Here is an 11,301-nt window from a genome sequence, read left to right as displayed (position 1 = left end):
AGATATTGATGTAAGGTATCCCTTATAGAACTATTTCTAGAACTATTCTAGGTACAATTGCACAAAAAATGTGTTTTTTATTCTATAATGCAATAAAGAATATGAAAATAAAAACAAAATAGGTAATCACATGGTGTTATCAGGTAAAGATTTAGCCGCTTACAGAAACGAGGAAATTCTGTTTAAAGGTCTTTCTTTTTGTTTATTTTCACAGCAACTGATGACAATCACCGGTCCTAATGGTATCGGAAAGTCTACATTACTCCGAATCATTGTCGGTCTTCTTGAAGCTGCTGAAGGTCATATAATACTTAAAGACCATGATCAAATATACCCTGTTGCAACTGCGTGTCATTATCTTGGTCCTCAAAATGCTATGAAACCTCTCTTATCTGTCATTGACAATTTGCAATTTTGGGCAGATTTTTACGGTCAACATTTACGCTTTGTGCATGAGGTTCTTGCCGATATTGGTCTTTCTAACCTTGAACATTTACCCTTTAAAGCTCTATCAACTGGACAACAAAGACGCGTAGCTATTGCTCGCCTTTTGCTCTCCTATCGTCCTCTTTGGATTTTAGATGAACCAATATCTGGGCTTGATAACCATGCTCAAAAACTCCTTGCTCGTATTTTCCAGCGTCATCTCAATCAAGGTGGTATGATTATCGCTGCAACTCATAATTCCCTAGGTATTCCAGAAAACCATAAAATCGCTCTGGAAAAATTTTTACCTCTCTAGGAGAAAATAAAATGAAAGCACTGTTCTGGCGTGACCTTAAACTATTATTAGCGCCACAAGCCTCTTCACTAACAGGACTATTGTTTTTTATCGCTTTTGTTGTCATAACCCCCTTTGCCATTGGACCAGATCCCAAAATTCTTGCACAAATAGGGCCTGGTATATTGTGGTTTGGAGCCCTTCTTGCAGGACTCCTCAATCTGAACAAACTTTTCCAAATCGATCGCGATGATGGTAATCTCGACCAATTTATCCTTTCAGGAAAAAGACAAAGTTTTACACTAATTGTCTTTACCAAATGTCTTGCCCATTGGGTAGGAACAATGCTTCCTCTTATTTTTGCTACACCTATTTTAGCCCTCATGCTCCATTTAGATGTAGCAATAACTTTTACAACAATACTTACCCTTTTATGCGGAACACCAGCCATTATTTTTATTGGCGCCATAGGTGCTGCACTCGCAACCTCATTGTTGCACAGTACTCTGCTTATTTTTATCATTATCTTGCCGTGGATCATTCCAATTATGATTTTTGGTGTTTCGACTGCTACAGCCCCAATAAATCCAAATATTTCTTTTCTCACGTCCTTGGCTCTTCTCAGCGCTTTTTCACTTCTTTTGAGTCTCTTTGGCTCTTTTGTTGCTGCGATAACGCTTAAACTTTTATCAGAATAATAAAAGATGATTGCCGCATTGAAAAACTCTGCCTATTATGAATTTCATGAATGAACTATCTCGTCCATATAAAATCAGGTCACTCCCTGAAAGTTTTATCCTTTTTATGAAAATAAGCAGTGTCGTCTTACCTTGGTTGGCCGGTATAACATTGTGTTTCCTTATTTTAGGGCTTATTCTGGTGATGCATTCCCCTGATGACTATCAACAAGGCATTACTGTTAAGATTATGTACCTTCATGTACCCTTTGCGTGGTTGTCTACATTCTGTTATGTAACGATGAGTGCAGCAGCATTAGGAAATCTGATTTGGAAATATCATCTTGCTGATGTGGCCCTTAAATGTGGGGCGCCTATTGGGGCAATTTTTACCGCCTTGGCTCTCATGACAGGAGCACTTTGGGGGCGACCTACATGGGGAACATGGTGGGTCTGGGATGCACGTTTAACATCAGTTTTAATTCTGCTTTTTATCTATCTTTCCATTATCCTGCTCGGACGTGCTTTTGAAAACCAAGTAAAAGGTGCTCGCGCTACTGCAATTCTTACACTTGTTGGATTTGTTAATATCCCTGTTATTAAATTTTCCGTTAATTGGTGGAATACATTGCATCAGCCAGCATCATTGTTACGTGCTGGAGGATCAACAATCGACAATGCTATGTTATGGCCTCTTATAACAATGCTATTTTGTTTCATCTTTATGTTTATTGCGCTCTATTTGATGGCTATGCGAAATGAAATCAATAGTCATTATATCCGAATACTTCAGATTAAAAAATCCCGCCGTGCACAACAACAGGACTCTTCATCATGCTCGACCTAAATGGCATCCAGGGCGGACTTTTAGGAAATCTATCTCAGAAAATTGATTTTTTCCTTAGCACCCTTAAACACGAGCAAATTGTTGTTTTAAGCTATGTGCTTTCTGCAATATCCCTCTTATGTCTTATTGGATATATTCTTTGTAAAGCCCTATACCAAAAAAAAATTCTCCAACAGCTAAACAAAAAAGAGCTGCCACAAAAAGAAAAGTATAATGAAAAACATCCCTCCAAAACTTAAAAAAAATATATCTTTGCCTGTTCTGCTTGTTTTTTTTGGACCATTTGTGCTTTTTCTTCTTCTCATGGTGTTTTTTTTCAACTTTATGGATAAAAAATACCTTCAAGATTCTTCTCTTCTCCCAAACGCATTAGCTGAAAAATCTGCTCCCAATATTCATCTTCCTCTTCTTTATAAAGAAAGTTATCTCAATTCAAAACAGTTTAAAGGACGTGTCACATTGGTTAACTTTTGGGGCTCTTGGTGTTTGCCATGCCGCGAAGAGCATCCTATTCTTATGAAAATTGCACAAGATAAACGTTTTGATCTGATTGGTATTAATTATAAAGATAACAAAACAAACGCCCTACGCTTTTTAAACAATTTTGGTAATCCTTTTAAATTTATTGGCTTTGATGTTTCAGGATATACAGCCATTGATTGGGGAATATATGGACCCCCAGAAACCTTTCTCTTGAATAAAGAGAGCATCATTATTGTCAAACATGTTGGTCCCTTAACATGGAAAATTTATCAAAAAAAAATTCTACCAAAAATTGAACAAGCGCTCATGACAGAAGAAAAATAAAATATCAACATATTGATTTATAAATAATAATTTACCATTTTTATCTATTAAATGAAAATGCCCTATACTATGAGATTTTTAAAATTTCTATATGTTGAATCAAAAAAACATTTAAGATAAAGACTAAAAATACCTTTTATGAATTGTCTAAACGTGAAAATAATTGGCAATATTTTAAGTTGAAAAATATAATAATGCAGGTTTGTAAAAACATAACGTTTTATCATGCTATGTATGCTATTTTATTTATATGGATCCTCATTCTTCTTAGGAAAATTTGACAAGAGCATTACCATTGTTGATTCAAAAACATGTGCAAAGAAATATCTGTAGAGCAAACCTCCCAAGTATGACAAAAATTTAAGTAGTTTTCATTTTTTTATCGATTAAATATCTGTTTAGGAGCTTTATTTTTGATTATTTGGACAAAACAATATTGTTATAGAAACATCGTTAGATTAGTGAAAGAAACCAACTATTATTTTCAAAATCATATAGTGTTCTGTCTCCGCTTTTTTATCTGAAATGCACATTGTTATGAGGGGACTTCACCACTATTTTCATCTTTATAAAATAACAAATCCATTCCTTCGCAGCGTTATTGGTATATTTATTCCCATTATACTATCTGTTCGTAATAGACTCCATAAATTCCATATTGAGTCTATACATTCTTATTCTTTCGATAATTTATCTTATGATTATAACTAATAAGCTTTTTTGACTCTTAATAAGATAAATTCGAGTAAGCAAATATGACTATAATCAAAAAATCTCATTTAACAGAAAAGATAAGTTATGAGTACATGATCAATCTATCAATGAATATTATAAAAGAATTCATTGTAAGAAATAGGCTTTTGAGATGAAAAAAATAAACAAGAAGCTTTTTCGAGAGGAGAAAATATATTTTACAGAGAACTCTTTTTTAAGCACTCTGTGACGTGATTACTGATTTCAACAGAAAGATCACTCGTATACATTAAAAAACTCTAAGACAAGAAATATTCTAGAAGTTTATATGAGCTTATGGGTAAACTTTTATAACGCAAATAAAATAGGCTTTTGTTGCAATCATCATTTTTTATGAAAAATATTTGATTATGTTTTTTCTTCTAAAAATTCTTGTGGTGTAAAACAATACGTTTTTGAGCAAAATTCACATGTGACTGAAATATATTTATTTTTAACCATTTTATTGCGTTCATCAATAGAAAATCCTTCTAGGATTCCTTTAATTTTTTCGTGTGAACAAGAACATTGATCGACAAGAGAAAAAGGATTAAAAACTCTAACACCTTGTTCATGAAAAAGACGGAACAAGAGCTGTTTACTACCAACTTGGGGATCTGTTAATTCTGAACTTTCAATCGTTGCCATGAGTATTTTAGCTTCCTGCCATTGGTTATCCAATTGGGTGTGGGTTTTCGTTTCTTCTCGCTTTTGATGAGAGACATCTATTTTATGATGAGAGGATTCTTGAGGTAAAAGTTGGATCAAAATACCTCCAGCTCGCCAGCTTTTCTGCGTTTTTCCTTGTTGGTCACGATTAATTAATATAGCAACAGCCAAACGGATATCGGTAGGAATTTGTTCTGATTGATCAAAATAAATACGAGAAGCTTCTTGTAAATTTGATCCATCTAATGCAACTATCCCTTGATAGGGTTGCATATGGGGACCTTGATCAATTGTGAAGGCTAAAGTGCCTTTCCCTAAAAGGGTTTCTGAAGAGATTTGATTATTGTCTATGGCTTGTTTAAGCTGTTCTTTATCAAAACGAGCGTATCCACGTAAACTGGAAGGAGGCGAAAAATCGCATACCAACATATTAACCGGTCCATCGGAATGAGTTTGTAAAATAAATTTTCCCGTAAGCTTTAGAGAAGTTCCAAGCAGAACAGTTAAAAGTAAAGCTTCTGCTAGAAGATAAGAAACCGGTTCAGGGTATTGATGTCTGTTAAGAATAGAATTTAAAGTTTCCCCAAGTTGTACGGCACGTCCACGGATATCAAGTTCTTCGACTTGAAAGGGAATAACAGTATCATCTTCATGCAAGAAGTTGTTGTCGAGAGAGGCTTCATCTTTAGCTTGTTTACTCATAGCTTTGCCTTTTTTATATAATTTGTTGTAGAGGAGCTATTGTGGAGAGAAAAACGCATCTTGTAAACACCAAGAAAGAATTGCTTTTTGAGCATGAAGACGATTTTCAGCCTCATCGAAAACAACGGAGTGCGGTCCATCAATCACAGAATCAACCACTTCTTCACCACGATGAGCAGGAAGACAATGCATAAAAAGAGCATCAGATTTTGCTAATTTCATGAGAGCTTCATTGACTTGATAAGGCTGAAAAATAGAACGACTGCGAGCACGAAATTCTTGTCCCATGGAGACCCATGTATCGGTCATAATACAATCAGCATCTTGAGCTGCTTTTTGGGGACTATGAGTTAGTGTAAGGTGTGCTCCTCGTTCACGTGCCCAATGTATAAATTTTTCTTGTGGTTCACTGCCCTTTGGAGTAGCAATACGCAAATGAAAATCAAAAAGAGCTGCGGCCTCAATTAAGGAATGGAGCACATTATTACCATCCCCCATCCACGCGAATATTTTGCCAGCAATTGGCCCCCGATGCTCTTCATAGGTTAATATATCTGCTAAAATTTGGCAAGGATGTGTATCATCTGTAAGGGCATTAATGACAGGAATTTGTGCATATTGTGCCAATTCGAGCATACGTTGATGTTTTGTTGTTCGTAATATCACGATATCCACAAAACGGGATAAAACACGAGCTGTGTCAGCTATAGTTTCACTATGACCAAGCTGCATCTCTGAACCCGTGAGCATGATTGTATCTCCCCCAAGCTGGCGCATACTGATATCGAATGAAATACGGGTTCGTGTGGATGGTTTTTCAAAAATCATCGCAAGTGTTTTACCCATAAAAGGTTTTGAACCTTTCCCTGCTTTAAAAGACGCTTTAAGGATTTTTGCATAATCGATCAGTGCGCGCGCTATTGCTGGCGTTAAAATGGATAAGTCCGTGAAATGACGAAGAGCATTTGTCATGTGTGTAATATTTGTCTTTCTTTGTTTACTTGCGAAAGATAAGCTATTGCTTTTTCAATACGATGCAAACTTTCATCTATTTCTTCTTCCCTAATGATAAGAGGAGGCAATAAGCGCACAACGTTGTTGTTGGCAGCAACACTTAAGAGATATTCATTTTCTAAAGCATTAACGACAAGATTTGAAGGCACAACACACTGAATACCCACCATTAGGCCCATCCCCTGAACTGCGCAGATAATATCAGGATAGATATTGAGAATGTGCAAAAGTCCACTTTTTAGTTTATCCCCCATGCGCTGAACATGGTTGAGAAAATTTGGCTCTAACAAAATATCAAGAACACTATTTCCTACAGCCATTCCAAGAAGATTTCCTCCAAAGGTTGAACCATGGGTCCCAAGTGTCATGCTTTTTGCAACTTTATCAGTTGCAAGGCAAGCACCTAATGGAAATCCTCCTCCTAATCCTTTTGCGAGGGTAAGTATATCAGGAAAGACATCACTCCATTCATAAGCAAAAAGCTTTCCTGTTCGTCCTATACCCGTTTGGACTTCATCCAAAATCAATAACAGACCATTATCATCGCATATTTTGCGCAAAAATCTTAAATATTCATGAGGGACCGTTCGTATTCCTCCTTCTCCTTGAATAGGTTCAATAAGAATAGCGGCGGTATTTTTATTAATAGCGTTACGCAAAGCGATTTCATCACAAAAAGGTACTTGAATAAATCCACCAGCTTTAGGTCCAAAGCCTTCAAGATATTTTTCATGCCCAGTCGCAGCAAGTGCTGCAAGTGTACGTCCATGGAATGCCCCTTCAAAAGTAATTATTTCAATGCGTTCTGAATGACCCGCAGCATAGTAATAATGACGCGCCGTTTTGAATGCGCATTCCAATGCTTCAGTGCCTGAATTGCAGAAAAAAACCTTATCCGCAAAACTATTTGCACAAAGCCGCGTAGCAAGAGCTGATTGTTCAGGGGATTGAAAAATATTAGAAACATGCCAAAGTTTTTCAGCTTGCATTTTGAGCGCATCAACTAATTTTGGATGTGAATACCCTAATGCATTAACAGCAATGCCAGATGTGAAATCAAGATAATGTTCTCCCTTATCGGAAATAAGCCATACACCATGCCCCTGTTCAAAATGCAAATCTCGTCGTGCGAAGCATTCATAAAGTGGTTGTATAGAGACGGCATCCATCATAATTTCCTTTATATTTTAACCTTTTCAATATATATACAAAGCAACACTACAAATAAAATAACATGGTACATTTCGTTACGGTGCTTTCAACATTTCATTACGATTAATGATTACACCTATGGAATAGATCATTACACCAATTGAAAAAAAGTCAATGAAGGTTCTACAAATAAGCATTTTTGGAAAAATCCTTAAACAAAAGTAAAAGTTTAACCTATGATTGATTTGCAAGTTGGGGAAAACATTCTAAATAAACTCTTCAAGAGGTAAAGACTCTTGTCATAGAGTGAGTGCATATTGTAATTTATTATATAATAAGCAAGATGATGTGTTTTGGTTTGTAAGTCCAAAGGTTGGATGATTTTCTTATGCTCGCTTAGAGTGTAAAATTCTTTCATTCAGCGTAGTGAAAACATTATTAAAACATTTGAAGATGCAAAGGGGGAGAGCATCTTAGTGACGTAATCGGAATGGAGTGCTGGTATGGGTTGGACATGTGAACGCGTTGAGCTTCTTAAAAAGCTTTGGAGTGAAGGGTTAAGTGCAAGTCAAATTGCTGCTCAATTAGGTGGGGTCAGCAGAAACGCAGTCATCGGCAAAGTACACCGATTAAAGTTGCCAGGACGCGGTAAAACACCACAAGGAAGTGCGCGTACGCAAAAAACCCCCGTGGGAAGCAGCCCATCATCTCCACGTGTGCGTCGCAACACATCCACGGTATCGCCAATAAACACATCATCTGTAGGTATTGAAGAACCAGTTTTAAAGACAGAATTTGTAGCAGAAGATGTAAAAGAAGTTGATATGTCCACAAAATCCAATGTAGTTGTGCCTATATCACGTCAACTTAATCTTTTACAATTGAGTGAAAATACATGTAGATGGCCGGTTGGCGATCCATTATCAGCAGATTTTCATTTTTGTGGTGCAGATTCTGATGAAAATAGCCCCTATTGTGCCTTTCATGCTAAGCTAGCATTTCAACCAATATCTGAAAGACGTCGGATAAGAGTGTAATATCCTCGACTGAATCTCATATTCTAAACCTTCTGCGCTTCGTTATTAAATTTTAATTATCGAATTATTATGAGAAAGAAATTTAATAAAGCTTTTAATGAGTGAAAAAATTTCTTCATGAAACTATTCAACGAAATTGTATCTTTTGGCGCTATTGCACAATTATGTATTGTAAAGTTATATTCCTGTTTATTTTCAAGATTCTCTTTAATTTAGTTGCACTACTTTTAACACTATCCATAGCAATATCTTTTGAATAAGATAATTTCTCATGTTTTTATTCTTCGTGTATTTAATAGAGTAATGCTGTGGTTTATAAAAATAATTTATCGCGTTGCAACCTAAATGAGACCCATCAATATCTCTTTCATTTTAAGCCTCTTATATTGAATCAATCAAAATCTTTCGTTTAAGCGTCACGAGCAAGATGAGAGCTGCGAAGAATAAAAACACTTAAAGAAAAGCATGCCTTTTATAAATGCTTTCAAGGAACAAGGGCTTCAAGGGGTGTCGCAACATTGGAAGCTAGCAAAGTGTGTGATGATGCCATCTTGCTCTTTTATTAAGTATAAAGATAGGAGTGCTTAATGGATTTATCGTTATACCCTTCACGGATGCTGTCGCAAAATAGGCTTGGGAGCGTTGAGAAATGTTTCTTTAAAACAAGCCTGTGAATATATGCAACAATGTCATTCTGTTTTGCGTGAGGGATGTGCTCCATTAAAGAACGCGATAAACAAAAGCGTGAAGCAATACGTAGAATGTAAAATGATATATTTATAATTATTTATAAAAAATTATAAATAAGGGGATATTGTATTCAAGACTCTTACGAAATATACGAAAACAATAAATTATTACGTATAAATAAATATTAAACCTAGAACGACCACAATAACATCACTTTCCTTTTCCCGACACAAAACGGCGCAACCAAACATAAAGTGCACCTTCTCCGCCATGTTGACGCCCTGCTTGCTCAAACGCGTGGACATAATATCGAAAAGCTGGTGTTGATAACCAATACGGAACAAATCTATACAAAGTTCCATCGCTCCCAACGGATCGTCCTTTTCCTGTAATCACAAGGACATAACGTAATCCTCTCTGCTGAGAGGATTGTAGAAATTTTTTTAAGAAAAAATAAGCTTCTTCCTGCATATAACCGTGGAGATCAAGGCGCGCCTCAAGAGGATAACGACCTTGGGAAATTTTACGATGTGCAACATGATCAAAGAAATGAATCTTTTGTGCTTGTGTAACTGCCCTCTTTTCGCTTTTAATAATTGTCGAGGGTTGTTGATTTTCCTGAGACAATGAGGAGATTTGAGTTACAAGCTGTTTTTTATCATTAATATTTGCAATAGTTTCTGAAGTAGAAGAGAGCATCTTACCGTGAAGCGGTGTTATCGTACGACAAACCATCTCCCATAAAAGGCGATCTTGTGAAGCCAATAAATCTCTTTTTTGTCTCCATTTACTTGAGGACATTTTAATTTCTCATAAATCATTGAATGCTTATGGAAGAAAAACAAAAAGTATTTTAATTTTCATTTTCTGTAGCAAAAAGCTTCCAGTTTGGATCTGATGATAAACTATTGCGAACAAAAGTCCAAATATCTCTGATTTCTACAATAGCATCAGGATCACCGTCTATACGCTCGCCCTGTTCATTATAAGTAACAGAAATCATCTCACTGACAATACGTATCGTTAGAAGTTCATCCTTTTCTTGTATTGCCGCCGCAACAAATTCGATCTTATTAATTCCAACAAAAGTGAACTCTATTCTCTCTTTATTTTTTTCTCGTTGCTCAATAGCCGTACAAAAGCTCTCAAAAACATCCTGACAAAGCAAGCTTCTAAGTTGATTGCGATCACCTTTGGCAAAAGCTGTTACAATCATTTCATAAGCAATTTGTGCACCTTTTATAAAAAATTGAGGAGAAAATTGAGGATCAATTTTATGCAATTCCCGCAAATTTTTATTCAAAATACTCCCCTCCGGTGCAATTTTATCAATTTCACTAAAGTCGTCTTTTTGTGAATTTTTCTGATGAGGGAACGAAACAATATTATCAGTCGTTTCTGCTTCAACCTGTTTTTTAGAACGACGTGAATAAGGATCAAAGGGGGGCTTTTCAAACCCAATTCGTTTCCCTAATACATTACGGAGCTGCACAAAAATAACAACCATAACAACAAGAGCTATGACAAGTATAACGTCAAATTCCATGGGCGCTGTCAATCTCCAAAGCTTAAATCTCTAATAAACATTGCAGTCAATACCATTTATCAATAAATATGTAAAATAAGGAATCCTACCATTCAAATATTTTTATAGATTTTATATTAAATGGAGTGCTCTTAAGAATTTCTCCCCTTACTCATCCAGAAGGAAATTTGCATGTGATAAAATTTTATTCTATAAATCCTCGTTTTTTTGTTGTTATCTTTCTTTGCAGTCTTTTAATCGAGATCGCTGGTTTTATCTTTGTTGGTCAAGAAATTGGTATTTTAGCAACTTTGAGTTTGGTTATTCTCACAGCCATAGTTGGGGTTGTTTTATTGCGAGTTCAAGGGTTTAGCCTTTTAAAAAACATACAAACTGAACTTATCCAAGGACGCACATTAGAGAATAATATTATTAATGATGTTTTCATCATGTTTAGTGCAATTTTACTTATTCTTCCTGGCTTTGTAAGTGATCTCTTGGGAATATTACTTCTTATTAAACCAATTCGCTCTGTTGTTTGGCATTTTTTTACATCATTACAAAACAAAATGAATCTCAATACTAAAAGAAAAAATGACGCTGAAAAAGTAATTGATCTTAACGCAGAAGATTACACAATTTATGATACGACAGAATCTCCATGGCGCAAAAATGATGATAACCATTGAAATGCCTAAAAAACCTGTAACAAACTAAAAAAATATTCA

The 11,301-nt window shown here is 35.7% G+C and carries 12 protein-coding genes and 1 pseudogene; 8 read left to right on the top strand and 5 right to left on the bottom strand.

Translation table 11 applies throughout. The features are described from left to right. Positions 1-130: 130 nt before the first annotated feature. The 5 genes from ccmA to ACFIJK_RS02465 are packed head-to-tail and all read left to right on the top strand — an operon-like array spanning position 131 to position 3,052. Positions 131-742, top strand: coding sequence for a heme ABC exporter ATP-binding protein CcmA (gene ccmA / locus ACFIJK_RS02485; RefSeq protein ID WP_375625429.1), 612 nt, complete (start codon positions 131-133; stop codon positions 740-742). An 11-nt stretch (positions 743-753) separates the two neighbouring features. Next, positions 754-1,419 (top strand): heme exporter protein CcmB, encoded by a 666-nt coding sequence (ccmB, locus tag ACFIJK_RS02480; RefSeq protein WP_375625430.1) that lies wholly within the window; start codon positions 754-756, stop codon positions 1,417-1,419. Positions 1,420-1,465: 46 nt separating this feature from the next. Beyond that, positions 1,466-2,245, top strand: coding sequence for a heme ABC transporter permease (locus tag ACFIJK_RS02475; RefSeq protein WP_375626251.1), 780 nt, complete (start codon positions 1,466-1,468; stop codon positions 2,243-2,245). Further along, a complete protein-coding gene (locus tag ACFIJK_RS02470; RefSeq protein WP_375625432.1) occupies positions 2,233-2,484 on the top strand; it encodes a hypothetical protein in 252 nt (83 codons plus the stop codon). Before ACFIJK_RS02475 ends, ACFIJK_RS02470 begins: the two co-directional genes overlap by 13 nt. Further along, positions 2,459-3,052, top strand: coding sequence for a DsbE family thiol:disulfide interchange protein (locus tag ACFIJK_RS02465; protein WP_375626249.1), 594 nt, complete (start codon positions 2,459-2,461; stop codon positions 3,050-3,052). Before ACFIJK_RS02470 ends, ACFIJK_RS02465 begins: the two co-directional genes overlap by 26 nt. A gap of 1,101 nt (positions 3,053-4,153) precedes the next feature. Here the strand turns inward: ACFIJK_RS02465 and ACFIJK_RS02460 are convergent. From ACFIJK_RS02460 to ACFIJK_RS02450, 3 genes are read right to left on the bottom strand one after another with little or no spacing between them, the layout of a single operon-like run. Next, a complete protein-coding gene (locus ACFIJK_RS02460; protein WP_375626247.1) occupies positions 4,154-5,155 on the bottom strand; it encodes an Hsp33 family molecular chaperone in 1,002 nt (333 codons plus the stop codon). A 36-nt stretch (positions 5,156-5,191) separates the two neighbouring features. Next, positions 5,192-6,127, bottom strand: a complete 936-nt coding sequence (gene argF / locus ACFIJK_RS02455; protein WP_375625435.1) for an ornithine carbamoyltransferase — start codon at positions 6,125-6,127, stop codon at positions 5,192-5,194. After that, complete coding sequence (locus ACFIJK_RS02450) at positions 6,124-7,338, bottom strand: aspartate aminotransferase family protein (protein WP_375626245.1); 1,215 nt, start codon at positions 7,336-7,338, stop codon at positions 6,124-6,126. The genes argF and ACFIJK_RS02450 overlap by 4 nt, the downstream gene beginning before the upstream one ends. Before the next feature lie 486 nt (positions 7,339-7,824). Here ACFIJK_RS02450 and ACFIJK_RS02445 point away from each other — a divergent pair, with 486 nt between their 5' ends. After that, a complete protein-coding gene (locus ACFIJK_RS02445; protein WP_375626243.1) occupies positions 7,825-8,358 on the top strand; it encodes a GcrA family cell cycle regulator in 534 nt (177 codons plus the stop codon). A gap of 443 nt (positions 8,359-8,801) precedes the next feature. Then, a pseudogene (locus ACFIJK_RS02440) lies at positions 8,802-9,122 on the top strand (integrase arm-type DNA-binding domain-containing protein); the annotation flags it as partial. Between the two features lie 136 nt (positions 9,123-9,258). Here ACFIJK_RS02440 and ACFIJK_RS02435 read toward each other — a convergent pair. Both ACFIJK_RS02435 and ACFIJK_RS02430 read right to left on the bottom strand, forming a co-directional pair. Next, positions 9,259-9,849 carry a Smr/MutS family protein gene (locus ACFIJK_RS02435; RefSeq protein WP_375626241.1) on the bottom strand — a complete coding sequence of 197 codons (591 nt, stop codon included), beginning with the start codon at positions 9,847-9,849 and terminating at the stop codon, positions 9,259-9,261. Between the two features lie 52 nt (positions 9,850-9,901). After that, positions 9,902-10,594, bottom strand: coding sequence for a Tim44/TimA family putative adaptor protein (locus tag ACFIJK_RS02430; RefSeq protein ID WP_375625438.1), 693 nt, complete (start codon positions 10,592-10,594; stop codon positions 9,902-9,904). 173 nt (positions 10,595-10,767) lie between these two features. Here ACFIJK_RS02430 and ACFIJK_RS02425 point away from each other — a divergent pair, with 173 nt between their 5' ends. After that, positions 10,768-11,262: an FxsA family protein gene (locus ACFIJK_RS02425; protein WP_375626238.1), complete on the top strand. Its 495-nt coding sequence runs from the start codon at positions 10,768-10,770 to the stop codon at positions 11,260-11,262. The last annotated feature ends 39 nt before the right edge of the window (positions 11,263-11,301 follow it).

Origin of the sequence: Bartonella sp. PS17NMGDW (assembly GCF_042193555.1) — a bacterium.
In the GTDB taxonomy this organism is placed as follows: domain Bacteria; phylum Pseudomonadota; class Alphaproteobacteria; order Rhizobiales; family Rhizobiaceae; genus Bartonella; species Bartonella grahamii.
The sequence above is the reverse complement of the archived record's forward strand: the minus strand, read 5'-3'. Positions and strand labels throughout refer to the sequence as shown.

Coding starts and splice junctions, on each gene's coding strand:
- ACFIJK_RS02475 (WP_375626251.1), top strand. CDS start 1,466: ATGAATGAACTATCTCGTCCATATAAAATCAGGTCACTCCCTGAAAGT.
- ACFIJK_RS02435 (WP_375626241.1), bottom strand. CDS start 9,849: ATGTCCTCAAGTAAATGGAGACAAAAAAGAGATTTATTGGCTTCACAA.
- ACFIJK_RS02450 (WP_375626245.1), bottom strand. CDS start 7,338: ATGGATGCCGTCTCTATACAACCACTTTATGAATGCTTCGCACGACGA.
- ACFIJK_RS02465 (WP_375626249.1), top strand. CDS start 2,459: ATGAAAAACATCCCTCCAAAACTTAAAAAAAATATATCTTTGCCTGTT.
- argF (WP_375625435.1), bottom strand. CDS start 6,127: ATGACAAATGCTCTTCGTCATTTCACGGACTTATCCATTTTAACGCCA.
- ccmA (WP_375625429.1), top strand. CDS start 131: ATGGTGTTATCAGGTAAAGATTTAGCCGCTTACAGAAACGAGGAAATT.
- ACFIJK_RS02430 (WP_375625438.1), bottom strand. CDS start 10,594: ATGGAATTTGACGTTATACTTGTCATAGCTCTTGTTGTTATGGTTGTT.
- ACFIJK_RS02470 (WP_375625432.1), top strand. CDS start 2,233: ATGCTCGACCTAAATGGCATCCAGGGCGGACTTTTAGGAAATCTATCT.
- ccmB (WP_375625430.1), top strand. CDS start 754: ATGAAAGCACTGTTCTGGCGTGACCTTAAACTATTATTAGCGCCACAA.
- ACFIJK_RS02460 (WP_375626247.1), bottom strand. CDS start 5,155: ATGAGTAAACAAGCTAAAGATGAAGCCTCTCTCGACAACAACTTCTTG.
- ACFIJK_RS02445 (WP_375626243.1), top strand. CDS start 7,825: ATGGGTTGGACATGTGAACGCGTTGAGCTTCTTAAAAAGCTTTGGAGT.